The 23,631-nt window shown below is 66.3% G+C and carries 21 protein-coding genes; 5 read left to right on the top strand and 16 right to left on the bottom strand.

Features of this window, described 5'->3' with window-relative positions; genetic code table 11:
• The 3 genes from N5C88_RS04640 to N5C88_RS04650 all read right to left on the bottom strand — a co-directional run.
• Positions 1-350: biotin/lipoyl-containing protein (locus tag N5C88_RS04640; protein WP_347881382.1), on the bottom strand; the 350-nt coding region annotated here is incomplete at its 3' end.
• 3 nt (positions 351-353) lie between these two features.
• Positions 354-1,397: an alpha-ketoacid dehydrogenase subunit beta gene (locus tag N5C88_RS04645; RefSeq protein ID WP_059374292.1), complete on the bottom strand. Its 1,044-nt coding sequence runs from the start codon at positions 1,395-1,397 to the stop codon at positions 354-356.
• Between the two features lie 2 nt (positions 1,398-1,399).
• Positions 1,400-2,632 (bottom strand): 3-methyl-2-oxobutanoate dehydrogenase (2-methylpropanoyl-transferring) subunit alpha, encoded by a 1,233-nt coding sequence (locus N5C88_RS04650; protein ID WP_059374291.1) that lies wholly within the window; start codon positions 2,630-2,632, stop codon positions 1,400-1,402.
• 272 nt (positions 2,633-2,904) lie between these two features.
• Here N5C88_RS04650 and N5C88_RS04655 point away from each other — a divergent pair, with 272 nt between their 5' ends.
• Positions 2,905-3,246, top strand: a complete 342-nt coding sequence (locus N5C88_RS04655; RefSeq protein ID WP_280014767.1) for a hypothetical protein — start codon at positions 2,905-2,907, stop codon at positions 3,244-3,246.
• 196 nt (positions 3,247-3,442) lie between these two features.
• Here the strand turns inward: N5C88_RS04655 and N5C88_RS04660 are convergent, their stop codons facing one another.
• Positions 3,443-4,270, bottom strand: a complete 828-nt coding sequence (locus N5C88_RS04660) for a helix-turn-helix transcriptional regulator (RefSeq protein ID WP_280014768.1) — start codon at positions 4,268-4,270, stop codon at positions 3,443-3,445.
• 118 nt (positions 4,271-4,388) lie between these two features.
• Here N5C88_RS04660 and N5C88_RS04665 point away from each other — a divergent pair, with 118 nt between their 5' ends.
• The gene (locus tag N5C88_RS04665) at positions 4,389-5,885 is read left to right on the top strand and encodes an MFS transporter (protein WP_280014770.1); all 1,497 of its coding nucleotides are present in this window, start codon (positions 4,389-4,391) and stop codon (positions 5,883-5,885) included.
• On the opposite strand, the gene N5C88_RS04670 is transcribed toward N5C88_RS04665, so the two are convergent.
• The 6 genes from N5C88_RS04670 to cadR form a co-directional block, all read right to left on the bottom strand.
• Positions 5,846-6,451, bottom strand: a complete 606-nt coding sequence (locus N5C88_RS04670) for a nitroreductase (RefSeq protein WP_251880623.1) — start codon at positions 6,449-6,451, stop codon at positions 5,846-5,848. The two genes, N5C88_RS04665 and N5C88_RS04670, sit on opposite strands and share 40 nt — an antisense overlap.
• Before the next feature lie 86 nt (positions 6,452-6,537).
• Positions 6,538-7,521: a tripartite tricarboxylate transporter substrate binding protein gene (locus N5C88_RS04675; RefSeq protein WP_118933033.1), complete on the bottom strand. Its 984-nt coding sequence runs from the start codon at positions 7,519-7,521 to the stop codon at positions 6,538-6,540.
• Positions 7,522-7,699: 178 nt separating this feature from the next.
• Complete coding sequence (locus tag N5C88_RS04680) at positions 7,700-8,515, bottom strand: enoyl-CoA hydratase (protein WP_059374288.1); 816 nt, start codon at positions 8,513-8,515, stop codon at positions 7,700-7,702.
• Positions 8,512-9,255 carry a FadR/GntR family transcriptional regulator gene (locus N5C88_RS04685; protein ID WP_251880625.1) on the bottom strand — a complete coding sequence of 248 codons (744 nt, stop codon included), beginning with the start codon at positions 9,253-9,255 and terminating at the stop codon, positions 8,512-8,514. The genes N5C88_RS04680 and N5C88_RS04685 overlap by 4 nt, the downstream gene beginning before the upstream one ends.
• A gap of 79 nt (positions 9,256-9,334) precedes the next feature.
• Positions 9,335-10,516 (bottom strand): CoA transferase, encoded by a 1,182-nt coding sequence (locus N5C88_RS04690; protein WP_118933031.1) that lies wholly within the window; start codon positions 10,514-10,516, stop codon positions 9,335-9,337.
• 188 nt (positions 10,517-10,704) lie between these two features.
• A complete protein-coding gene (cadR, locus tag N5C88_RS04695; protein WP_054456564.1) occupies positions 10,705-11,139 on the bottom strand; it encodes a Cd(II)/Pb(II)-responsive transcriptional regulator in 435 nt (144 codons plus the stop codon).
• A gap of 133 nt (positions 11,140-11,272) precedes the next feature.
• On the opposite strand from cadR, the gene N5C88_RS04700 reads away from it, so the two are divergent.
• The gene (locus tag N5C88_RS04700; protein ID WP_280014775.1) at positions 11,273-13,681 is read left to right on the top strand and encodes a heavy metal translocating P-type ATPase; all 2,409 of its coding nucleotides are present in this window, start codon (positions 11,273-11,275) and stop codon (positions 13,679-13,681) included.
• A 12-nt stretch (positions 13,682-13,693) separates the two neighbouring features.
• On the opposite strand, the gene rtcA is transcribed toward N5C88_RS04700, so the two are convergent.
• The 4 genes from rtcA to N5C88_RS04720 all read right to left on the bottom strand — a co-directional run bounded on the left by rtcA (position 13,694) and on the right by N5C88_RS04720 (position 18,681).
• Positions 13,694-14,737, bottom strand: coding sequence for an RNA 3'-terminal phosphate cyclase (rtcA, locus tag N5C88_RS04705; protein ID WP_118933028.1), 1,044 nt, complete (start codon positions 14,735-14,737; stop codon positions 13,694-13,696).
• 17 nt (positions 14,738-14,754) lie between these two features.
• The gene (locus N5C88_RS04710) at positions 14,755-15,573 is read right to left on the bottom strand and encodes a nucleotidyltransferase domain-containing protein (protein ID WP_280014777.1); all 819 of its coding nucleotides are present in this window, start codon (positions 15,571-15,573) and stop codon (positions 14,755-14,757) included.
• Positions 15,574-15,612: 39 nt separating this feature from the next.
• Positions 15,613-16,836 carry an RtcB family protein gene (locus N5C88_RS04715; RefSeq protein WP_059374487.1) on the bottom strand — a complete coding sequence of 408 codons (1,224 nt, stop codon included), beginning with the start codon at positions 16,834-16,836 and terminating at the stop codon, positions 15,613-15,615.
• A gap of 282 nt (positions 16,837-17,118) precedes the next feature.
• A complete protein-coding gene (locus tag N5C88_RS04720) occupies positions 17,119-18,681 on the bottom strand; it encodes an RNA-binding protein (protein WP_280014779.1) in 1,563 nt (520 codons plus the stop codon).
• A gap of 207 nt (positions 18,682-18,888) precedes the next feature.
• Here N5C88_RS04720 and rtcR point away from each other — a divergent pair, with 207 nt between their 5' ends.
• A complete protein-coding gene (rtcR, locus tag N5C88_RS04725; protein WP_280014780.1) occupies positions 18,889-20,502 on the top strand; it encodes an RNA repair transcriptional activator RtcR in 1,614 nt (537 codons plus the stop codon).
• A gap of 70 nt (positions 20,503-20,572) precedes the next feature.
• On the opposite strand, the gene speG is transcribed toward rtcR, so the two are convergent.
• Positions 20,573-21,157 carry a spermidine N1-acetyltransferase gene (speG, locus tag N5C88_RS04730; protein ID WP_013393257.1) on the bottom strand — a complete coding sequence of 195 codons (585 nt, stop codon included), beginning with the start codon at positions 21,155-21,157 and terminating at the stop codon, positions 20,573-20,575.
• 57 nt (positions 21,158-21,214) lie between these two features.
• Positions 21,215-22,129 carry a LysR family transcriptional regulator gene (locus tag N5C88_RS04735; protein ID WP_251880631.1) on the bottom strand — a complete coding sequence of 305 codons (915 nt, stop codon included), beginning with the start codon at positions 22,127-22,129 and terminating at the stop codon, positions 21,215-21,217.
• A gap of 193 nt (positions 22,130-22,322) precedes the next feature.
• Here N5C88_RS04735 and N5C88_RS04740 point away from each other — a divergent pair, with 193 nt between their 5' ends.
• The gene (locus N5C88_RS04740) at positions 22,323-23,624 is read left to right on the top strand and encodes an MFS transporter (protein ID WP_118933024.1); all 1,302 of its coding nucleotides are present in this window, start codon (positions 22,323-22,325) and stop codon (positions 23,622-23,624) included.
• Positions 23,625-23,631 lie beyond the last annotated feature (7 nt).

The raw sequence follows: 23,631 nt of genomic DNA on the forward strand, positions 1-23,631 counted from the left end.
GCAGGCGCGGGCTGCGGCGCAGGCGCTGCGGCGGCAGGTTGTGCCGCCGCGGGAGCCGCAGCCGCCTTGGCCGGCGGCGCATCGGCGCCGGGCTTCAGGTTGCCCTCGCCTTCGACTTCCAGGCGGATCAGCTCGCCGCCCACCGCCATGACCTGGCCCACGTCCCCGCCCAGCGCGACCACGCGGCCGACCACCGGCGCGGGAATCTCGACCGTGGCCTTGTCCGTCATGACGTCGGCCAGGGGCTGGTCCTCGGCCACCATGTCGCCGATCTTCACGTGCCAGGCGACCAGTTCCACTTCCGCGATGCCTTCGCCGATGTCGGGCATCTTGATGACATGAATACCCATCTCTCAACCCTCCATCGCGCGCTTGAACGCTTCGCCGACCCGGCGCGGGCCGGGGAAGTACGCCCATTCCTGCGCGTGGGGATACGGCGTATCCCAGCCGGTCACGCGTTCCACGGGCGCCTCCAGATGATGGAAGCAGTGTTCCTGCACCAGCGCGATCAGCTCGGCGCCAAAGCCGCAGGTGCGCGTGGCTTCGTGCACCACCACGCAGCGGCCGGTCTTCTTGACCGAGTTGACGATGGCGTCCAGGTCCAGCGGCCACAGGCTGCGCAGGTCGATGATCTCGGCGTCGATGCCGGTTTCCTCGGCGGCCGTCAGCGACACGTGCACGGTGGTGCCGTAGGTCAGCACGGTCAGCGCGTTGCCGGGCCGCACGATGGCGGCCGAGTCCAGCGGCACGGTGTAGTAGCCGGTGGGCACCACGCTGCCCGGCCGGCCGGTCCAGGGCGTGACGGGCCGGTCATGGTGGCCATCGAACGGGCCGTTGTAGAGCCGCTTGGGCTCCAGGAAGATGACCGGGTCGTCGTTCTCGATGGACGCGATCAGCAGGCCCTTCGCGTCGTACGGATTGGACGGCATCACCGTGCGCAGCCCGCAGACCTGCGTGAACATGGCCTCGGGGCTCTGGCTGTGCGTCTGGCCGCCGTAGATGCCGCCGCCGCAAGGCATGCGGATGGTCATGGGCGCGACGAATTCGTTGACCGAGCGGTAGCGCAGGCGCGCGGCCTCGGACACGATCTGGTCCGAAGCGGGATAGAAATAATCGGCGAACTGGATCTCGCAGACGGGGCGCAAGCCGTAGGCGCCCATGCCCACCGCCACGCCGACGATGCCGCCTTCGGAGATGGGCGTGTCGAACACGCGCGAGCTGCCGTACTTGGCCTGCAGGCCTTCGGTGCAGCGGAACACGCCGCCGAAATAGCCGACGTCCTGCCCGAACACCACCACGTTGTTGTCGCGCTCCAGCATCACATCCATGGCCGAGCGCAAAGCCTGGATCATGGTCATCGGCGCGGAGGCCGGACCAGCGTTGTTATCGATAGCCATGATCAGACTCCGAGCTGCTGACGCTGCCGGCGCAGATGCTCCGGCATGTCCTTGTACACGTCTTCAAAGATGCTGGCGGCGCTGGGGACGTGGCCGTCCACCAGGGTGCCGTAGCTTTCCGCTTCCTTCTGCGCCGCCAGGATCTCGGCGTCGAGCTCGGCCTTGACGGCTTCATGCTCTTCGTCGGACCAGATGCCCAGCAGGATCAGGTGCTTCTTGAAACGCGCGATCGGATCGCCCAGCGGGAAGTGGCTCCAATCGTCGCCGGGACGGTACTTGGAGGGATCGTCGGACGTCGAGTGCGGCCCGGCGCGGTAGGTCACCCATTCGATCAGGGTCGGCCCCAGATTGCTGCGGGCGCGTTCGGCGGCCCAGCGCGAGGCGGAGTAGACCGCCAGGAAATCGTTGCCGTCCACCCGCAGCGAGGCGATGCCGCAGCCCACGCCGCGGCCCGCGAAGGTCGCGCCTTCGCCGCCGGCGATGGCCTGGAAGGTGGAGATGGCCCACTGGTTGTTGACCACGTTCAGGATGACCGGCGCGCGGTAGACGTGGGCGAAGGTCAGTGCGGTGTGGAAGTCGGCCTCGGCGGTGGCGCCGTCGCCGATCCAGCCGGAAGCGATGCGGGTGTCGCCCTTGATGGCCGAGGCCATGCCCCAGCCCACCGCCTGAATGAATTGCGTGGCCAGGTTGCCGGAGATGCTGAAGAAGCCCCGTTCGCGGTCGGAATACATGACCGGTAGTTGGCGCCCCTTGAGCGGATCGCGTTCGTTGGACATCAGCTGGCACATCATGGTGACCAGCGAGGCGTCGCGCGCCAGCAGGATGCTCTGCTGGCGGTAGGTCGGAAAGCACATGTCGCCCTGCTCCAGCGCCATGGCGTGGGCCGTGCCGATGGCCTCTTCGCCCAGGCTCTGCATGTAGAACGAGATCTTCTTTTTGCGCTGGGCGGTCAGCATGCGCGCATCGAACAGACGCGTCTTCAGCATGTTGCGCATGCCGGCGCGCAGCTGCTCATGGCTGAGTTCCGGCGCCCACGGTCCGACGGCGCTGCCGTCGTCCGCGATCACCCGGACCAGGCTGTAGGCCAGTCCGCCGGTATCGACCGCGGCAACATCAATGGGGGGTTTGGGCACATCGCCGGGCGGCGACAGGTGCAGGTAGGAAAAATCGGTCTTGCAACCCGGGCGCCCTGTAGGCTCCGGGACGTGCAACTTCAACGGCCCATATTGGCTCATGTATTGTCTCCACGCTTGATCGTGTCATGCGCATTCTTCTTACCAAGACACTGCCCAAGGGGGTGACCTCGGACATTGCCATCGTCGGCCGGTGCAAAGGGATGAACATGCACGACCGGCAGCCAGAGTAGCACAGGGCGCAGCCCCGAAACAGGGGCCGCGCCGGGCCTCGTTGCCCGCGCCGGTCGCGGGCCATGCGGCGCTGGCGGGGTCGCGGTGGCGGCGGCCGGCGACGTCATATACTGCCTGTCCCTGATCCGCTGGAAACCGACGTGCCCCGATTGACCGCCTCGAAATGGTTCAGCTGGACCGGCATCGTGTTCGCCGCGCTGTACCTCGCCATCGTCATCCTCTGCGTTGCCGCCGCGCTGTCGGCCGGCGGCGACGACAAGGGGCGTTTCGTGCTGCTGCAATTGCCGCTGGCGCTGCAACTGGCGCTACTGCATGAACTGAACTTGGACCGTTTGCTGGAAGGCCTGTCCTGGGTCGGCGGCTACCTGCTGATCGGACTGCCCACGCTGGCCCTCTTCTACTTCGCGGGCTGGAGCCTGGAGCGGCTCGTGCGCCTGGCCTTCCGGCCGTTCGGGGACCGGCGCCAGGCAAGCCGCCCATGAAGAATTGCCGCCGCCCGGTTTTTCCTTGCGCGCGCAACAGCAAGACAGGCCATGCGGGGCCATGGGTCAGGCTTGGTTCTTGCGATTGCCGGTCTTCCTCGCATTGCCGACCAAGGGCAGTATGAATGCACCGCGATGACTAGCCCTGAAGCCGCGCGGCGGTCAGTGGCGTATTCCGCGAAGGACATTGCCATCTCTAGCTTCCTTTTTTGGTCAAGAAGTAATGCGCGGGCGAATCTCCGAAGGCGCGGCGGAACATGGCAATGAAGTTGCTTGGCGAGGCGTAACCCAATTGATCGGAAACATCCGTTACTGACGCACCGCGCGCCAGCATTTCCAGCGCGTGTCCCAATTGCGCCTGCTGGCGCCATTGGGCGAAGCTCAAGCCTGTTTCCGACAGGATCAGCCGCCTCAAGGTTCGGGCCGACATGGCTCCCCACTGCGCCCAGTCCTCCAACGTGCGCGGATTGCCAGGGTTTTCCAGAATCGCCTGCGCCACACGGGCCAGCCGCGGGTCGGAAGGCATGGGGATGTGAAGCGACTCATGCGGCGCTCGGCGGATTTCGTCGAGGATGACCGCGGCGATGCGAACCTGCTCCGGTGCCAGCAGCGCATGCTTATCCCAATTCTCGGCACGCCGCACCAGAGCATGCAAGACCTCCGAAATGCCGATGACGCACGGCTGTTTCGGTAGCCGTCTTCCTCCATGAGGAGTGATCAGCAGGCTCCAGCCCGTCAGCGCGCCACTTACCCGCACCTGATGGGGAATGTTCGGCGGTATCCAGCCTGCACGGTGCGGAGGCAGCAGCCACGAGCCATGCTGTGTCCTGACCTGAATCATCCCCGCTTCGACACAGAAGACCTGGCCTCTCGCATGCTGATGCCAGTCGTACTCCCGCGTCCCGAGCTGGAATTCATTGTCGGGATTGTCATTGCCTCTCAGCGCGATAAGGAAAGGTCCTTCGAGCCACTCGCTGAGATCAACGGTTGGAGAGAGTCGGGCCGGTTCGGGCGTATTGGCCATTTTTCACTATTTTTAGTCCATTTGCCGTTATATCAGTTTACCTCCCGCCAACCACAATGGCCTATCTGCAGGTTTCACAACGATAGATTGACCATTGTTCATTCGGGATCAGGTACACATGTCTTCCACCTCTACGCCAGTCATGCCCCCACCGCTTTTACGCGATGGAATTTCAACTTGGGTTGCCACCCTGGTCGCCTGCCTGTGCGCCTTCATGGTCGTGATGGATGGCGCCATCGTGAGTGTCGCGCTCCCGTCGATGCGGGACGACCTGGGGCTATCTGCGGTACAGCTTCAATGGGTGGTCGATATCTATCTTTTGCTGCTGGGTGGCTTCATGCTGCTGGCGGCTCGCGCCAGCGACATCTATGGCCGGCGAAACGTGTTGCTATGGGGATTGGCGTTGTTCACTGGCGCCAGCCTGATGGGTGGCTTGGCGCAATCAGGAGCGATCCTGCTGGTTGCTCGCGCAGTGCAAGGATTTGGCGCCGCAGCGCTGGCAACATCGCCGCTGGCTGTGATCGTGGCTGCTCATCCCCCTGGAGCCGGCCAGGATCGCGCGATTGGTTGTTGGGCAGCGTGTGCCGCGATGGGCTCTGCTTTCGGCGTGGTGATCGGCGGCGTGCTGACCAGTCTGGTCGATTGGCGCTGGGTCATGTTCGTCAATGTGCCGCTGGGCCTGATTCTGTTCGTAGCGGTCATGCTCAGCCTGAGTCCGCTGCATCCGGATACGCCAAGGGCCAAGCTGGACATACCGGGAGCCATCACGGTGACGCTGTCCTTGGCATCATTTCTGTACGCCATATCGCAATCGGCTCATGCAGGCTGGAGCGACACGCTCGTATTCAATGCAATGGTTTTTGCACTGATCATGTTCCTGGCGTTCGTGTTCCGGGAATTTCGCGCCAAGCAGCCGCTGGTCCGATTCGGCATCTTCCGATTGCGCAATGTTCCCATCGGGATGGTCATGGTCTCGGGGCTAGGCGCAATTCTCACAGCCTCGGCGTTCTTCCTGTCTTTGGCGCTGCAGCGCATTGATGGACGCAACCCGCTGGAAACAGGCTTGGCACTGTTGCCAATGGCCCTCGCCCTGGCAATCGCGGCAATGGCTTCCCGCTCTTTGCGCGATGCCGGTTTCACCCGCTTGCCTTTGATCGGCGGCTTGATCGCTGCGGGCGGGTTGATCTGGCTCTATTGGCTGCCCATGCATCCAGTGCATGCGACCGAACTTCTGCTACCAACCCTGCTGGTCGGCGCAGGTAACGGCCTGGTGATGATGAGCGCGACCCAGGCCGTGCTGGCCGGGGTACCCCGCCAGGATTCTGGATTGGCGGCAGGTCTGCAAAACACCTCACGCCAATTGGGCGGCGCCGTCGGCATTGCCATTCTGGCTTCTGTGGCCCATGGCGTGACGACGGCTCACCTGGCCGGCGGCGAATTACCGCAAGTGGCTGAACTGGCCGGGTATCACGCGACATTCCTGATCGCGGGGCTGCTCAGCATCGTCTCTGCCCTGGCTTCGCTGCTGCTTCAGCGTACGCCCGTCTCGGGCAGCCAGGGAGAAACACAGCGGACTCAGACCGGACCGGTCCACTCCGTGACGAATTCCCGGTAGTCCGGGCGGTTGGCCGGTGGCACCGCGCAAGCCGGCGTGCCAATGGCCAAGAAGCCCAGGAAACGGTAGTCCAGCGCGTCCAGGCCCAGCGCGTTCTGCACGTCTTCGACGTAGGTGCCGATACCGGTGCTCCAGAACGCGCCGTAGCCCAGCATGTGCACGGCGTTCAGCAGGTTCATGGTGGCGGCGCCGGTGGCCAGCAGCTGTTCCTGCTCCGGAATTTTGGTGTTGTCGTGCGCGATCTTCTGCGCCACCGCGACGAAGAGCGGCACGCCGGCCATCCATTCGCGCACCGACTTTTCCTTTTCCGGCGTCATGCGCGGATCGCCGCTGCGCTTGACGGCGTCCAGCGCCAGATCGGCCAGCTTGCCGATGGCCTCGCCCTGGATCACCACGAAACGCCACGGGCGCAAGGCGCCATGGTCGGGCGCCGACATGGCCGCCTGCAGGATCTGTTCGAGTTCCTCGGGCTTGGGCGCCGGGGCGCGGAGGAACTTGAAGGAACGGCGCGTATTCAGGGCGTGCAACGGGGTGGCGGTCGGGGTGGCGTTCTGGCTAGTGGTCATCGGATCAGGCGTCAATGAGAAAGAAACACAATTCATATTACGCCACTCCGCCGCCGCAGGCCGTCATCCCCCCGGACCGCCAGAGGTCATTCGATCTGGATGCCGACCTCTTTGATGACGCCCGCCCAGCGCGCCAGCTCCGCGTTGACGAACTGGCCCAGCTCGGCCGGGCTGCTGGCGCCGGGCGTGGCGCCCTCGCCCTTGAAGCGGGTCTGCAGGGCCGGCACCGCCAGCGAGCGCGCCACCGCCTGGTTCAGCACCGCCACCACCGCGTCGGGCGTGCCCTTGGGGGCCATCAACGCATTCCAGGTGTTGATCTCGTAGCCCTTGAACATCGGGTCCTCGGCCACCGTCGGCACGTCGGGCAGTTCAGCCGAACGGTCACGCGTGGTCACGGCCAGGGCGCGCAAGGCGCCCGCGCGAACCTGCGGCAAGGCCGCAGGCAAGGTGGCGAAGCTGAACTGGGTTTCGCCGCTCATGACCGAGGAATTGGCCAGCGACCCGCCCCGGTACGGCACGTGCTGGATCTGCACCTTGGCCTCCGAGGCGAACATGGCGCCAGCCACGTGCACCGGCGAGCCATTGCCGCTGGAGGAATAGTTCAGGTCGCCCGGCTTCTCGCGCGCCAGCTTGACCAGATCAGCCACCGAGGCGACCGGCAGCTTGGGATTGGCGACCAGCACCAGCGGGATGGACGCGATCATGCTGACCGGCGTGAAGCCGCCCACCGGGTCGTAGCCCAGCGACTTCTTGTACACGACCGGATTGATGCCATGGCTGGACACGGTGGCCATGAACAAGGTGTAGCCATCGGGCGCGGCCTGCTGCACGGAGGCCGCGGCGATGTTGCCGGCGGCGCCGGCCTTGTTTTCGATGATGACGGGCTGCTTGAGCTCCTTGCTCAACTGCTCGCCCAGCGCCCGCGCCAGGATGTCCGTGGTGCCGCCGGCGGCGTAGCCCACCACGATGCGCACCGGCTGGCTAGGGTACGCCCCCTGCGCGTGCAGCGGCGCCGCGCACAGCCACGCCGCCAAACCCGCCAGGCCTGCCCTCAGATGAACCGCTTTCATGTCTGTCTCCTCGTCGCCGCGCTTCTGCTGCGCGGTCTATGGCCTGGCCGTCCCCGGTGGGATCGGTGGCCGGGTTGATCCGGTCCGCGGCGGATTCAGGACGCAAGCCTCCCCCGGGCCGCGCCGGCGACGGCGCGGACCTGCAAGCCGCGTAGGGAATCCGGCCCGCGGCCGGAGATCAGGTGCCGGTGAACACCGGCGCTCTCTTTTCCGCGAATGCCTTGCGGCCTTCGCGGTAGTCATTGCTTTCGAAACACTCCAGCACCAGGCGGCGCATGCCTTCCACGTCGACCTCCGGCCCCAGCTGCTGGAGCTGCCGGATCATCTTCTTGCCGGCGCGCAGCGTCAGCGGCGCGTTGGCCTGGATCTGCGCCAGCATGGTCTCCAGCACCTGCGGCAGTTCGTCCGCTGGGGCCACCCTGCGGATCAGGCCCAGTTCCTTGGCCTGATGGGCGTCGTAGCGCGCCGCCGTAAGGAAGATCTCCAACGCGTTGGCCGGACCGACCGCCGTCACCAGGTTGCGGATCGCGGTCAGGCGGTAGCCCAGGCCCAGCTTGCCGGCGGGAATGGCGAAGCTGCTGTTGTCCGAGGCGATGCGGATGTCGCAGCACAGGGCGATGTTCAGGCCGCCGCCGATGCAATAGCCCTGGATGTACGCAATCGTGGGCTTGTCGTAGTCGTACAGCGCCAGCTGCGCGGTTTCGGCCACGCGTTCGTATTCCACCACGGCGTCTTCGCCGCTGCGCAGCTTGTCGAACTGCGAGATGTTGGCGCCGCTGACGAAGGCCTTGCCGCCCGCGCCCTGCAGCACCACCGCCCGAATCTCCGGGTCCTGGCGGAAGGCTTCCAGCACCACCGGCACCGCCTCCCACATGGCGAACGACACGGCGTTGTGCCGCTGCGGATCGTTGAAGGTCAGCCAGCCCACCGCGCCGCGCTTTTCGGCCACGATGCTGTCGGTGATATCGCCCTGCAGGATGCGTTGTATGGTCACGGTTGCTTTCCTTGTATGACTGTCTGGTGCCGTTGAATGCCATTGGTCAGGTGGGCGCGCATGGCAAGGCGCGCGGCCTCGCTGTCGCCAGCCACGATGGCATCGAAGATGCGGTGATGTTCGCGTTCGATTTCCGGCACGCGCTCGGTGCCCGCGCTGGTGTAGCGCAGCGTGCGCACGGCGCCGCGGAACACGTGGCGCAGGTGCGCCAACAGGCGCACGAAGTAAGGGTTGTTGGTGGCCTCGCCCACGGCCATGTGGAAGTCCAGCGCGTGGTCGGCGCCGGCCTGCCAGTCGTTGCCAGCCGCGTCTACCCGTTGCAGGGCCTGGCGCAGGGTTTCGATCTGTTCGGGGGTGCGGTGCAAGGCCGCCTGCGCGGCCGCGCCGGATTCCAGCTCCACGCGCAGTTGGAAGATGTGCGCCAGCGGCTCGGGCTGCAGCAGGTCTTCGGGCGCGATCTCGAAATTGCGCGTGCCCACGTCCTGCGCCACGAAGGAACCCACGCCGCGCCGCGTATCCACGTACCCCGACAGCTTCAGCCGCGCGATCGCCTCGCGCACCACGTTGCGGCTGACGGCGAACATCTGCGCCAGCTCGAACTCCGTGGGCAGACGCTGGCCGGGCTCGAATTCGCGCGCCACGATCTTCTGGCGGATCTGCGAAGCGATCTCGTCCGGCAGGTTGTCGGGGCGTCCCAGGCTGGAAAAGACCTGGTCGGCGGCGGTGGATGGTGCGTTCATGGGGGCTGTCTCCGTCTGGGCCGCCGGATACGCGGGCGGCCTTGGCGGCGATTTTATGCTCGGTGCCTGGACGGATCCCTTAAATGACGCCTTCGCGGGCCAGCTGCTGCAAGTCGGCGGGCGCCAAGCCCAGCATGCCGCCGTAGACGTCGCCATTGTGCTGGCCGCGCTCGGGCGCGGGTGCCATTTCCCCAGCGCTCGAGCGGCTCAGGATCATCGGCTGCCCCACCACCGAGATCGGCCCCAGCGCGGGATGGCGAATCTCGCGGCTGAGTCCCAGGTGGCGCACCTGTGGATCCTCGAAGGTCTGGTCCATGCCCAGAATCGGACCGCAAGGCACGCCCTCCTTGTTCATCAACGCGATCCATTCGGCGGTGCGTCGGGTCGCGGTGCGCGCGCCGATGGCGGCGTTCAGCGCCGGACGGTTGCGCGCCCGCAGCGGCACGGTCAGGAAGCGCTCGTCCTCGATCAGTTCCGGCAGTTCCAGCACGCGGCACAGGCGCGCATAGATATCGTTGCCCATGGCCGCGATGTTCATATAGCCGTCGCTGGTGGGAAACACGCCGGTCGGGCTGCTGGTGGGATGGTCGTTGCCGCTCTGGCCCGGCACCTCGCCGTTCATCAGCCAGCGCATCGCCTGGAAATCCATCATCCAGACCTGCGATTGCAGCAACGAGGTCTGCACCCACTGCCCCTGCCCCGACACCTCGCGCTCCAGCAGCGCGATGAAGATGCCGATGGCGCAGAACAGGCCGGAAGTCAGGTCCGCCACCGGGATCCCGGCCCGCATGGGGCCACGGCCGGGCTCGCCCGTCACCGACATCAGCCCGCCTATGCCCTGTGCGATCTGGTCCAGCCCTGGCCGTCCGGCGTAGGGGCCGTCCTGCCCGAAGCCGGACACGCTGGCGTAGACGATGCGCGGGTTCACCTGGCGCAACGTCTCGTAGTCGATGCCCAACTTGAACTTGACGTTGGGCCGGTAGTTTTCCACCACCACGTCGGCCTGGCGCACCAGGTCCAGGAACAGCGCCCGGCCCTGCCGGTGCTTCAGATTCAGCGTGACGCTGCGCTTGTTGCGGTGGGTGTTCTGGTAGTCGGCGAACTGGGCGGAACCGCCCGGCTTGTCGTCCTGCTCGTCACCCGGCTCTTCGATCTTGATGACGGTGGCGCCCCAGTCCGCGAACTGGCGCACGGCGGCGGGTCCCGAGCGCACTCGCGTCAGGTCCAGGACGGTGAATCGGCCCAAGGGCTTGGAATCCATGCTTGTCTGCCTCTCTGTTCGGCGTCGCTGGGGGGTGAACCGCGCCGCCTTGTCATTATTTGTTGGATGTTGGACATCTTACATGTTGATTTTGGGCGCAACAAGACGCCGCCGCGCTTTTTGCGCGGCGGGTTTTCCCTAGGCCATCAGGCCTGTATTCCGTGATGCCGCCCTTTGCAGGGCCGGTGTCAGCCCAGGTGGGTGTGGCGTTCCTGGCGCTCTTCGACCTGCATTTCGCTCAGGCCATGCAGGATGCCGCAGTCTTCCGTGTCGGGCCGGGCCGACAGGCAGCGCTGGCGCAGTTCCGTCAACTGGGTCTTGAGCTGGGTCAGCTCGGCGATGCGCTCGTCCACGTGGGAGATGTGCTCGTCGAACAGTTCATTGATGGGGCCGCAACCGCTTTGATGGTTGTCCGCCAGCGACAGAATGGCGCGGATCTCGTCCTGCGTCATGTCCAGCGCCCGGCAATTGCGAATCAGCCGCAGCCGCTCCAGATGGGGCTGGCCGTAGCTGCGGTAATTGTTCAGCCCCCGTTCCGGGGCCGGCAACAGCCCTTCTTTCTCGTAATACCTGACGGTCTCGACCGTGGTCCCGGCCGCCGTGGCCAATTCGCCGATACGCATCGCTGCCTCCCGGATCGCATCCGATTGATATAGGGGGTTGACCCTATAGTAACTCCAAGGTGTGGAATAGCGTCACCAGCTTATTTCAAGGCAGAGGACGATGTCTTTACCTCCGGTCAAAAAACACGAACATATGCCCGCCGGGCAAGGCGGCGCCTGCTGCGCGCATGACGCATGCGACGCTCCCGCCAAGAACGCCCAGGCGCATGCCGGACACGATCATGCGGGGCATGATCACGCGGATCACAGCCACGCGGGCCACGATCACAGCCACAACCACGCCGGCCACGATCACGCCCACGGTCGCAAGCACGACCACAGCCACAAGCACGACCATGGCGGCGACGCCTGCTGCGGCCACGGCGACGGCCAGCCCTTCAGCGTCTCGGGCGCCGGCGCGGCCGCGCTTACCGCCGGCCCCGGCCAGTCGCTGGCGCGCCTGCGCATCGGACAGATGGACTGCCCCACCGAGGAAACGCTGATCCGCAAGAAGCTCGACAACATGGCCGACGTGCACGCGTTGGACTTCAACCTGATGCAGCGCGTCCTGACGGTGGTGCATGCCGAAGGCGCGCTGGACCGCGTCATGGCCGCCATCAAGTCGCTGGACATGACGCCCGAGCCCCTGGCCGACAACGCCCCCGGCACACCCGCCCCCGCCGCCAAGCCGGTGAACTGGTGGCTGATCGGCGGCTCCGGCGTCCTGGCGGCGCTGTCGGAACTGTCGCATTTCGCCGGCTGGCCGCTGGGCGTCACCGCGGCCCTGGCCGTGGCCGCCATCCTGGCCTGCGGCGTCAGCACGTACCGCAAGGGCTGGATCGCCGTGCGCAACGGCAACCTCAACATCAATGCCCTGATGAGCATCGCCGTCACCGGCGCCGTGCTGATCGGCCAATGGCCCGAAGCGGCCATGGTGATGTTCCTGTTCAACGTAGCCGAACTGATCGAAGCCCGCTCCCTGGACCGGGCGCGCAACGCCATCCGCGGCCTGCTCGACCTGGCGCCGGAAACCGCCACCGTGCGCCAGGCCAATGGCGACTGGCTGGAAGTGCCCGCCGCCAAATTGCAGGTGGGCGACATCGTGCGGGTGCGCCCGGGCGAACGCATCGCGGCCGATGGCATCATCGTCAGCGGCAGCTCGGCGGTGGACCAGTCCCCCATCACCGGTGAAAGCCTGCCGGTGGAAAAGACACAGAACGACCCGGTTTACGCGGCTACCGTGAACGCCGCGGGTTCCTTCGAATACCGCGTCACCGCAGCGGCGGGCAACACCACGCTGGCGCGCATCATCCACGCCGTCGAACAGGCGCAAGGCGCGCGCGCGCCGACCCAGCGCTTCATAGACCGCTTCTCGCGCATCTATACGCCGACCGTGGTGGGCATCGCGGTGCTGGTGGCGGTGCTGCCCCCGCTGTTCTGGAGCCAGCCCTGGTTCGACGCGATCTACCGCGCCCTAGCGCTGTTGATCATCGCCTGCCCCTGCGCGCTGGTCATTTCCACCCCGGTCAGCATCGTCAGCGGCCTGACCGCGGCCTCGCGCCGCGGCATCCTGGTCAAGGGCGGCGTGTATCTCGAAGAAGGCCGCAACCTGAAATGGCTGGCGCTGGACAAGACCGGCACGCTGACCCATGGCAAGCCGGTGCAGACCGACATCCAGGATTGGGACGTGTCCGACCAAAGCCGCCAACCGGCCGCGCTGGTCGCCGCCAGCCTGGCCGCCCGCTCCGACCACCCGGTGTCGCTGGCCGTGGCCAATGCCGCGCGCGACGCCGGCACGGCCTTGCTGGACGTGCGGGACTTCACCGCCCTGCCCGGCCGCGGCGTCAGCGCCACGCTGGACGGCGTGACCTTCCAGCTGGGCAACCGCCGCCTGATGCGCGAACTGGGCGTCTCCAGCCCCAAGCTGGAAGCGCGCCTGGATGAACTGGAACGCCAGGGCAAGAGCGCCATCGCGCTGACCGACGGCAGCCGCGTGCTGGCCGTGGCCGCCGTGGCCGACACGGTCAAGCCGACCAGCGCCGCCGCCATCGCGGACCTGCACGCCCTGGGCGTGCGCACCCTGATGCTGACGGGCGACAACACGCCCACGGCGCAAGCCATCGCGCAACAGGTCGGTATCGACGAAGCCCGCGGCGACCAGTTGCCCGAAGACAAGCTGACCGCCATCGAAAGCAAGCTGGCGTCGGGCGGCCGCGTCGGCATGGTGGGCGACGGCATCAACGACGCCCCCGCCCTGGCCCGCGCCGACATCGGCTTCGCCATGGGCGCGGCCGGCACCGGCACCGCCATCGAAACGGCCGACGTCGCCCTGATGGACGACGACCTGCGCAAGATCGGCACCTTCCTGCGCCTGTCCCACGCCACGCATCGCGTGCTGGTGCAGAACATCGCGCTGGCGCTGGGCATCAAGGCCGTGTTCCTGACCTTGGCCATGACCGGCAACGCCACGCTGTGGATGGCGGTGTTCGCCGACGTGGGCGCCAGCCTGCTGGTGGTGGCGAACGGCTTGCGGCTGTTGCGGGCGGCGCCTGCCGCCCACTAGGACCAGCCCGCCCTAGGCGGGCTCGACCGATACGCGCCAGCCCGCGCCTTGCGGGACGGCGGCGAACTTCACCGGCAAAAACTGCTGGATGACCGCGAAGTTGCTGTGCGCATGCGCGGTCAGTTCGGTACAGGTGTAGCGCGCGGGCCGGCCACGGCGCCAGACGGCCAGGGCCAGCGGCAAGGCCCACTGATCCGCCAGGTACGGCCCCAGCGCCGCGTCACTGTCCAGATAGCCGCGCAGGTCCTGCGCCAGCTCCTGGGCCACCTGCTCAGCGCCCACGCCCTTGGCGCCGAAACGGGTGTAGACCTCGCAAACGTGCTCATGCTCCAGCGTCGCCAGCAGCGCGTTGCCCGGCCCCTCGTGCTGGCGCGCGGGCGCGACACGCAACTGCTCTGCGGTCCAGCCCAACGCCTCGCCCAGATGCTCCAGTTCGCGCCGCGCGACCGCGCGCGGCAGGGCTGGCGCATAACACTCGGCGTAGCGCGCGGCGGGCGCGCCGCGCTCGGTCAGGTCGAATGGCTCCAGCGCGTCGGCGGCAGGCCAGATCGAGACGTCGATCTCGCCGCCGCCTGCGGGGTAGAAGCCCAATCGGCGCAGGTTCAGTTCCGCCCGCGCGCCGAGCCGCCCCAGCAGGGGCGCATAGCTGCGCGCCAGGAAATGGAACGGCGGCGCGGCCGGGTTATGCGTGCCGCCGCCCAGCGACAGGCGGCTGGGCGCGTCCGCCATCATCAGGGCCGGCCACAGCGTCTGCAGCAGCAGTCCGCAACTGCCCGCCGTGCCCAGATGGAAACGGTAGTCACCCGCCCGCGGTTTGCCTGGCGCGAAGCTCAGCGACTGCGAGTTCAATTCCGCGCCCTGCGTGCGCGCGCCGCTGATCTCGGCCGCGGCGTTGACACAGCCCAGATGCTGCCGCATCAGCCCGGGCTTGGCCCGCCCCGCCCGGATGCGGGTCATCGCGAACGGCTGGCCCGTGCACATGGACAGCGCCAGCGACGTCCGCAGGAGTTGGCCGCCGCCCTCTCCGGCGGCCCCGTCGATTTCTATCACTTTCATACACATCCAATTCTGTTTCACTCGGGTCCGGCATCGAAATGCAGGACGGCATCGTGCAGGTACCGGTCCAGCCGCGACAGGTCCGGCCTGTCGCCCGCAACCGGAACGTGCGCCTGCGCCGTTTCCAACTCGCGCAGGATGAAGTCGTGCAGACCCGGCCAGCGCGGGCTGGTCGCGGCCTCTCCCGCGCGCATCTTCACCTCCAGCAAGGCGTTGAGTTCATCGAGCAGCGCCTGCTCGGTCAGCGTCGCGCTCGCCAGCTCGGCAAAGCGCATGGGCGGCGCGCCGCGTCCGTCCCTGATCCAGCGCGCCGCCAGCAGCGGCCGCAGCACGTACAGGTACTTCTTGTAGCGCACGACCTCGCCCAGCAGATGCTCGCGCAGATTCTTGCGGGCCATGGACACGTAATGGTGATAGCCGCGGACCAGCGAGAACTCCTCTTCGGCCAGCGCCCGCAAGCGCGGCGCCCAGGGCTCGACGGCGCGATAGACGATGGGCGAACGCAGCCATTCCAGCAGCGTGGGATTGGAATCGCGCAGCAGTCCCAGGGTCTTGCGCAGGTCCCAGCCGTTGATGTCCAGGTCGCCGCTGATGGGTTGTTCGATGACGTCGCGCCCCGGCAGCACGGTCAGGTACCAGGACAGCCGGTGCACGTAGACGAAACGCACGTCGTAGTCGCTATCGGGCGAGGCGAAACCCCAGCCTCGGCTGCCCGACTCGCAGGCGTACAGCACCGTCACCTGGTGCTGGCGCTCGATGTCGGCGAGTTTCTCGGCGATGAGCGCGCGCATGTCGTCCGACACCGGATGCGCGCTCATGACGCTTTCCTGCTTCATGTTCTTCTCCTTGGGGAATGGGGCCCGCGCCCCGCTCCGTCAGCCTTTCACGCACACCACCTGCTTCAGGGTGTGCACCACTTCCACCAGGTCGCGCTGCGCCGCCATGACGGCGTCGATGTCCTTGTAGGCCATCGGAATTTCGTCGATGACATTGGCGTCCTTGCGGCATTCCACGCCTTCTGTTGCGCGGACCTGGTCTTGCACCGTGTACATCTTCTTTGCCTTGGTGCGGCTCATGACGCGGCCCGCGCCGTGGCTGCAGCTTTCGAAGCTCTCCGGGTTGCCCAGGCCGCGCACGATGTAGCTGCGCGCCCCCATGCTGCCCGGGATGATGCCCAGTTCGCCGCGCTTGGCGCTGACCGCGCCCTTGCGGGTCACGAACACATCCTCGCCGAAGTGGCGTTCGCGCTGCACGTAGTTGTGGTGGCAGTTCACCGCCTCCACGTGCGACTCGAAGGGCTTGGCGATGACCTTGCGCACCGTCGCAATCAGGTTGGCCATCATCACCTCGCGGTTGCGCAGCGCAAACTGCTGCGCCCACGACACCGCGCGCACATAGTGGCCGAAATACTGGGCGCCTTCCTCGAAGTAGGCCAGGTTCTCGTCCGGCAGATTGCTCTGGTGGCGCTGCGCGTCCTTCTTGGCCAGCTCGATGAAATGCGTGCCGATGGCGTTGCCCACGCCGCGCGAACCCGAGTGCAGCATGAACCACACGAAACCCGCCTCATCCAGGCAAACCTCGATGAAGTGATTGCCCGTGCCCAGCGTGCCCAGGTGCTTGCGGTTGTTGGTGTTGCGCAGGCGCGGATGCAGCTCGCACAAGGCATCGAACTCGTCTGCCAGCGTGGCCCAGACCTGGTCCACCGACACCGGCGGGTTCTCCCAGCTGCCCGTGTCGCGGCGTCCGCGCGGCGCCGAGCCGTGCGGCACGGCCTGCTCGATGGCCGCACGCAGCGGGCCCAGGTTGTCGGGCAGGTCCTCGGCGCGCAGCGTGGTCTTGGCGGCCATCATGCCGCAGCCGATGTCCACGCCCACCGCCGCCGGGATGATGGCCTTGACCGTCGGGATCACCGATCCCACGGTCGCGCCGATGCCCAAGTGCACGTCTGGCATGGCCGCGATGTGCTTGAACACGATGGGCAGACGGGCGGCGTTCGCCAGCTGGCGCTTGGCGTCGTCTTCGACGGGCACGCCCTTGGTCCACATTTTCACCGGCACGCCGCCAGCGATTTCCTCGACGTTGTAGTTCTGATTCGACATGTTGATCTTCTTCTTTTCTATTGAACAATACTGTTGCATAAGGCGAGCAACGGACGACTAGTTCGTGGGCGAGACGGACAATTTGGAATGTAGTCCCGCCCGCATTCGTCCAACTCGCCCCGGAGGAACCTCCTCCGGAGCAAGACAATGCGCGACCAGATTGGCAAGACGTAGCCTGCTCCGGTTTCCCGGCCTGGGGATTTGAACCCCGTGGCATCCGATGTAGTCCTGCCGGCATTCGCGCGTAATCGGTACATCAATTTCCTGCGGCGGCCTGGCCGCCTACTGGACTCCCAGCGACACGGCCTCGATCTCGCCGATCCAGTGCTCGGCGCCCATCCGTCCTTCGGCGAAGCTTGCCACCATCTCGAACACGGCGTCGGAAAAACCGCCCACGTTCAGAATGTCGGAACGCTCCGCCGCCTGCGTGGTCGCCTGCGGCTGGATATCGATACACACCAGCCGCGCGCGCGGGTTGCGCTGTTTCAGCGCCTCCCACTGGCGCATGGTTTCGGTCGCTCCCTGGCGCCGCGCATCCATCCAGGACTCGTTGTCCGAGACCAGGATCACCAGGTCCACCTTGGCCCGTTCCCGGTTCAGGCAAGCCAGCGGCGCGCTGCAGCTGGTGCCGCCTCCGCCGACTTCAGCCAGCTTCTGGGCGTTGGTCATGACCGAATCGCGCGGGTTCAGCCGCACATCGACCACGTCGCACTCGAACGGCAGCACCCGGGCGCGGCCGTTCTTGCGCAGCACGGCGGCCGCCACCAAGGCCGCCACGTCGATGCAGCGCACCGCCGACGTCGCCGACCCGGCCCAGCCCGTTACCGCGGACTGCATCGACCCCGACACGTCGGGACACACGACCACACGACCGCTGAAGCGGGGCACGTTGGCGATCGCCAGCTCCATCGCGTCCTGCAGCGCATCCCGCACCACCGCCGGAACTGCCTCGCCCGTCGCCTTGAAGGCCGACATGAGCTGGTACGGCAACACCCGCGCCTGGGTCACGGCCTGCGGATCGCGCAGCTTGGCGGCAATGGCCTTCGCCATGCCCGGCAGCTCGAACACCCCGTGCCGCGCAAAGGTATTCAGGTTCTGGCGCACCATCTGCCAGGACCCGGCCCGCGCGACCTGGGCCCACTGTGCCGGCCCCATCTCGAGCGAGGTCAGCATCTGGAACGGCACGTCCGGCGGCACGCCCGTGGCATCGCGCTTGTAGCGCTCAAACGCCTGCGTCGCGGGCGGCAACGCGGCTTCGTCATAGGGCTTGCCGATCAGCCAGGCGAACCAGGCCGCGCGCCAGGCCTCGGCAGGCTTGGGATGCACCATCTTCACCACGTCGGCGAGCGACGGCGCATTGCCCACGGCCGCGTTCAGCAACTGTTTTTCCGTGACTTGCAGCAACCAGCGCTGCACCAGCTTTTTCGGCCGAGTGCCCAGCGACTTGCGGCCCACGGCCCCGCTGCGCAGGATCTGCACGAAGTTGCGCAGCATCTTGCCGTTGTCCACCACCCGCGGGAACACCTGGGCCAGCAGGCTCAGGTCGCGCACGGCCAGGATTGCGGCCAGCAGCGCCGGCATGTCCTTCATGTAGCCGGATTCGCGGGCATGGATCGCCGTCTTGGCCACGAAGGCCGGATCTACGCTCGCGGCCAGTGCCAGCACGCGATCCAGCTGATCCTGCGCCTGGGCGTAGAACGTCTGGCGCAGGCAGCCGGTAACGGCAAGCTGGGCCAGTTGATGGCGCGGGCCGAATTCATAGGCCGGCGCCCGTTCCTGATTGGCGTCCAAGGCTGCCGGCAGCAGCGCGCCGCGCAGGGATTGGAAGAGTTGCGTGTTGACCATGGAGCGTTCTCCTTCTTGCATGCGATTCGTTGTCTATGCATCTCCTTATGCAAAGGGCGTGCCAACTTTGCCAGATCGCTCGGAAATTTTTCTCAAGCCATTGATTCTTAACCATTAATTAATTTCCAAAACGGGCAGAAAGAAAATCTCATCTCATCGTCTCTAGGATTTATATAGAATATTAGCTAGTCTTTTATCCAAAAAACTATGCAAAAGAAGAACGTCGTCATCGGCTTCCTCGGCACCCAGCTGGATGCCGGCCAGGGTGCAGGCCGCTGGGCGAAATGGCGGCCCACGGTATCGCTGGTCCAGCACGAAGACACGCTGATCCACAGGCTCGAGCTGTTCTATCCGACGCGCTACAAGGCGCTGGCCCAGGTGATGCAGCAGGACATCGCCAACCTGTCGCCCGACACCATCGTGAACCTGATCCCGATGGACTTCGCCGATCCCTGGGATTTTGGCGAAATGTACGGGGCGCTCTACGACTGGACGCGCGGCTATCGTTTCGATCCGGAGCGCGAGCAGTACTGGGCGCACATCACCACCGGCACGCACGTCGCGCAGATCTGCATGTTCCTGATGGTGGAGTCGCGCGCCATTCCTGGCGTGCTGCTGCAGACCGCGCCGCCCAGGAAGCAGGCGGGCGAAGGTCCCGGCAAGTACACGCTGATCGATCTGGACCTGTCGCGCTACGACGTGCTGGCCCGCCGCTTCAGCCAGGCGCGCGAGGACGCGCTGCAATTCCTCAAGAGCGGCATTGCCACGCGCAACAAGGCGTTCAATACGCTGATCGAAGAGATAGAACGGGTGGCGGTGCGCTCGCAGGCGCCCATCCTGCTGACCGGCCCCACCGGCGCGGGCAAGTCGCACCTGGCGCGCCGCATGTACGAATTGAAGAAGTCCCGTCACCAGGTCCAGGGCGAATTCGTCGAGGTCAATTGCGCCACGCTGCGCGGCGACGGCGCCGCCTCGACGCTGTTTGGCCACAAAAAAGGCGCTTTCACCGGCGCGGCCGCGGACCGGGCTGGCCTGCTGCGCACAGCCCACCAGGGCGTGCTGTTCCTGGACGAAATCGGCGAACTCGGCCTGGACGAGCAGGCCATGCTGCTCAAGGCCGTGGAAGAAAAGCGCTTCCTGCCCATGGGCAGCGACCGCGAGACCAGCAGCGACTTCCAGCTGATCGCCGGCACCCACCGCGACCTGCGCGTGGACGTCGCGCAGGGGCGCTTCCGCGAAGACCTGTATGCGCGCATCAACCTGTGGTCCTATGACCTGCCCGGACTGGCGCAGCGGCCCGAGGACATCGAGCCCAACGTCGACCACCTGCTCATGCGGTCCGCCGAGGAAACCGGCGCCGTGGTCCGGTTCAACGCCGAAGCGCGCACGCGCTACCTGAAGTTCGCCAGATCGTCCGAGGCCAAATGGATCGGCAACTTCCGCGACCTGTCGGCCAGTATCACGCGGCTGGCGACGCTGGCGGACGGCGGCCGGATCCCGCTGGAACTGGTGGAAGCCGAGATCCAGCGTCTGAACTGGCTATGGCAGCGCGGCGCGCCCGCGGACCGCGACGGCGACAGGACGCGCCTGGACGCGCTGCTGCCCGCCGACGCGGCCGATGGCCTCGACCTGTTCGATCGCCTGCAGCTCCAAGCCGTCATCGGCGTGTGCCGGCAATCAGACTCGCTGTCCGAGGCGGGACGCAAGCTGTACAACCGCTCGCGCGCGCAACGCACCGTGGTCAACGATGCTGACCGCCTGCGCAAATATCTGCTGAAATTCGGCTTGAACTGGGAAAGCGTTTCGGGCCGGGAAGGCTGAAGCCGCCCAGCCGGCAAGGAACAAGCGCCGGGCAACTCTGCCCGACGCTTTGCTGGCAACCATGCCCGCCTCAGCCCGCCTGCTCTTCCTGCGGCCAGTCGCGCAGCACCGGCGCATCCGGCGCGCCAGGCCCCACATCGCGCAGATGGTCGTGCTGCAGCAGGGCCATGCGGTAGGCGTCGCGGTAGCCGCCGTTGGAAAAGAACTCTTCCTTCAACAGCCCTTCGATCTGGAAGCCGCAGCGCTCGTAGATGTGCACGGCGGCGGTGTTGTCCTTGTCCACTACCAGATAGACCTTGTGCAGGTTCAGCACGCGAAAGGCATAGCCCACCGCGATGCGCGTCGCCGCCTTGGCGTAGCCCCGGCCCTGATAGCTGGGCGCGATGATGATCTGGAATTCGGCGCGGCGGTGGATGTAGTCGATTTCCACCAGCTCGACCAGGCCGGCGGGCTGCCCGGTGTCGTGCTCGATGATGAAGCGCCGCTCGTTCTGGTCGTGCAAGTGGCGGTCATACAGGGCGACCAGTTCGTCGTAGGCCTCGTAGGGCTCTTCGAACCAATAACGCATGATGACGTCGTTATTGTTGATCTTGTGCACGAAGTGCAGGTCGCCACGCTCCAGGGGGCGTATTTTGATATCGGTTGTGACCGACATGGTGATACCTCCGAAAGTGCGCCCATTGTAAGCGGGCGCGGCCCGACGCGCTGGCGCTCAGCCGCCCGAGAACGCCGGCAGGCGTTGTTCGATGCGCCGCATGACCTCATTGGCGGCGGACGACAGCGGCCTTCCCAGCCGCAGGAGCGCCTGGCATTCGGGCGCGCTCAGGATGGGATGCGCGATCGGAATCGCCACCAGTTCGCCGCTGGCCAGCTCATGATGCACGCCCAGGTTCGGCATCAGCGTCACGCCGGCCCCCGTCATTGCGTACTGCTTCAGTACGCGCAGCGAATTGGTGGTGAGGCTGGGCGTCAGGTGGATGCGCTCGGTGAATTCCAGCAAGTCCACCGCCTGGCGCAGCCCGTAGGGCGCGGACATCAGCGCGAAGGGATACGGCATGATGTCGGCGATGGTCAGCGGCCCTGGACGCGAGGCCAAGGCGTGGCCGCGCCCCGCCAGCAGGCAGACCGGATGCTTGCGGCTGGCGCGGCAGCGCAGCCGCGGGTCCACCGGCGGGTTGTAGGCCAGCCCGATGTGGGCCGCGTCCGAAGCCACCGCCTCGACCACCTCGTTGACCGAACCGACGTTGACGCTGATGTTGATCTGCGGATATTCGATGCAGAACGGTCCGACCACGTGCTCCATCAAGCCGTCGATGAAGCCTTCGCTGATCATCAGCTGCACGTTGCCGCGCTGCATGCCGCGCAATTCCTGCAGGCGCGCGTTCAGGTGTTCCTGCTGGGCGCGGCAGCCGCGGTGGTACTCCAGCAGCATGTCGGCGGCCTCGGTGGGCGTCAGTCCGCGCGAGCGCCGCTCGAACAGTTGCACGCCCAGCTCCTTTTCCAGCAGCTGGATCTGCCGGCTGATGACCGAGGCCGCCGTATCCAGCTTGTCGGCCGCGCCCCGTATCGAGCCGCAGGCCATGACCTCGTTGAAGTACTTCAGGCGGACCTGGCTGATTTCCTGCATATCCCGCGTTCCTGGGGCGCTATGCCGCGCCAGTTGAAAGTGATTCGAGTGTTGCCCATAGGGCAACGATAATTTATCACCCCGGTCATTGTTCGGAACGCCGCAGTCTTCCAATATGGCGGCCCGGAAGCCATGAGGATTCCGGCCCAACCCCAGCCACCGCGGGCGCCAGACCCGCGCGAGGAGACATGCAATGCCCCATCCGACCACGCCGGGCGCGGACCCGCGCCTGGCCCCGCTCTATCGCAAGATCACGTGGCGCCTGCTGCCCTTCTTGCTGCTCTGTTACGTCTTTGCCTACCTGGACCGCATCAACATCGGCTTCGCCAAGCTGCAGATGCAACAGGACATCGGCATCTCCGACGCCGTCTACGGCCTGGGCGCCGGCATCTTCTTCCTGGGCTACGTCATCTTCGAAGTGCCCAGCAACCTGTTGCTGACCCGCATCGGCGCGCGCCGCACGATCAGCCGCATCATGGTGCTGTGGGGCCTGACCTCCGCCTCGATGCTGTTCGTGCAGGGCGAATGGAGCTTCTACATCCTGCGCTTCATGCTGGGCGTGTTCGAAGCCGGCTTCGCGCCCGGCATGATCTTCTACCTGACCTACTGGTATTCGCAGTCGCGCATGGCCGGCGTCATGGCGGTGGTGATGCTGGCCGGCCCCATCGGCGGCATCGTCGGCGGTCCGGTATCCGCCTGGATCATGACCGCGTTCTCGGGCGCGCACGGCCTGGACGGCTGGCAATGGATGTTCCTGCTGGAAGGCCTGCCCTGCGTGCTGCTGGGCGTGATCGCCTACCGCTACCTGGACGACAAACCCGCCGAGGCCAAATGGCTCAGCGCCGACGAAAAGGCGCTGCTGGCCGCCGACCTGGAAACCCGCGGCGCGCAGCAGAAGCATGCCTTCAAGCAGGTGCTGCGCGATCCCGCCATCTACCGCATGGCGTTGACGTACTTCTGCCTGATTTGCGGCATCTATGCCGTCAGCTTCTGGCTGCCCACGCTGCTCAAGCTGGCCGGCGTGCAGGACACTATGGAAATCGGCCTGTATTCCGCCGTTCCGTACATCGCGGCGGCCGCCTTCATGCTGTGGTTCGCGCGCAGCTCGGACCGCATGCAGGAACGGCGCTGGCACACCCTGGTGCCCGCCCTGCTGGCCGGCGTGTCGCTCTGCATCGCCACCGCCGCGCCGACGCAATTCGCGCTATCCCTGACGGCCATCACGCTCGCCACGGGCTTCATGTGGGCCTCGTACACGGTATTCTGGGCGATTCCTTCGCAGTACCTCAAAGGAGAGGCAGCAGCCGGCGGCATCGCCCTCATCAACAGCATCGGCCTGCTCGGCGGCTTCCTCAGCCCGTCCATCATCGGCTGGTCCAAGGAAGCCACCGGCACGCTGGCTGGCGGCCTGTACGTGATTTCCGCCTTGCTGGTGGCAGGCGCCCTGCTCCTGCTGGTGAACCGTCCGCCCCGTTCCGCGCCCGCCCGCGCCTGAAGTCCAA

Source organism: Achromobacter sp. GD03932, assembly GCF_029839485.1.
GTDB classification, from domain to species: domain Bacteria; phylum Pseudomonadota; class Gammaproteobacteria; order Burkholderiales; family Burkholderiaceae_B; genus Achromobacter; species Achromobacter bronchisepticus_A.

Excerpts from the sequence above, each read along its gene's own strand:
- N5C88_RS04645 (WP_059374292.1), bottom strand. The coding sequence starts at position 1,397 with ATGGCTATCGATAACAACGCTGGTCCGGCCTCCGCGCCGATGACCATG.
- N5C88_RS04650 (WP_059374291.1), bottom strand. The coding sequence starts at position 2,632 with ATGAGCCAATATGGGCCGTTGAAGTTGCACGTCCCGGAGCCTACAGGG.
- N5C88_RS04660 (WP_280014768.1), bottom strand. The coding sequence starts at position 4,270 with ATGGCCAATACGCCCGAACCGGCCCGACTCTCTCCAACCGTTGATCTC.
- N5C88_RS04665 (WP_280014770.1), top strand. The coding sequence starts at position 4,389 with ATGTCTTCCACCTCTACGCCAGTCATGCCCCCACCGCTTTTACGCGAT.
- N5C88_RS04670 (WP_251880623.1), bottom strand. The coding sequence starts at position 6,451 with ATGACCACTAGCCAGAACGCCACCCCGACCGCCACCCCGTTGCACGCC.
- N5C88_RS04675 (WP_118933033.1), bottom strand. The coding sequence starts at position 7,521 with ATGAAAGCGGTTCATCTGAGGGCAGGCCTGGCGGGTTTGGCGGCGTGG.
- N5C88_RS04685 (WP_251880625.1), bottom strand. The coding sequence starts at position 9,255 with ATGAACGCACCATCCACCGCCGCCGACCAGGTCTTTTCCAGCCTGGGA.
- N5C88_RS04690 (WP_118933031.1), bottom strand. The coding sequence starts at position 10,516 with ATGGATTCCAAGCCCTTGGGCCGATTCACCGTCCTGGACCTGACGCGA.
- cadR (WP_054456564.1), bottom strand. The coding sequence starts at position 11,139 with ATGCGTATCGGCGAATTGGCCACGGCGGCCGGGACCACGGTCGAGACC.
- N5C88_RS04700 (WP_280014775.1), top strand. The coding sequence starts at position 11,273 with ATGCCCGCCGGGCAAGGCGGCGCCTGCTGCGCGCATGACGCATGCGAC.
- rtcA (WP_118933028.1), bottom strand. The coding sequence starts at position 14,737 with ATGAAAGTGATAGAAATCGACGGGGCCGCCGGAGAGGGCGGCGGCCAA.
- N5C88_RS04710 (WP_280014777.1), bottom strand. The coding sequence starts at position 15,573 with ATGAAGCAGGAAAGCGTCATGAGCGCGCATCCGGTGTCGGACGACATG.
- N5C88_RS04715 (WP_059374487.1), bottom strand. The coding sequence starts at position 16,836 with ATGTCGAATCAGAACTACAACGTCGAGGAAATCGCTGGCGGCGTGCCG.
- N5C88_RS04720 (WP_280014779.1), bottom strand. The coding sequence starts at position 18,681 with ATGGTCAACACGCAACTCTTCCAATCCCTGCGCGGCGCGCTGCTGCCG.
- rtcR (WP_280014780.1), top strand. The coding sequence starts at position 18,889 with ATGCAAAAGAAGAACGTCGTCATCGGCTTCCTCGGCACCCAGCTGGAT.
- speG (WP_013393257.1), bottom strand. The coding sequence starts at position 21,157 with ATGTCGGTCACAACCGATATCAAAATACGCCCCCTGGAGCGTGGCGAC.
- N5C88_RS04735 (WP_251880631.1), bottom strand. The coding sequence starts at position 22,129 with ATGCAGGAAATCAGCCAGGTCCGCCTGAAGTACTTCAACGAGGTCATG.
- N5C88_RS04740 (WP_118933024.1), top strand. The coding sequence starts at position 22,323 with ATGCCCCATCCGACCACGCCGGGCGCGGACCCGCGCCTGGCCCCGCTC.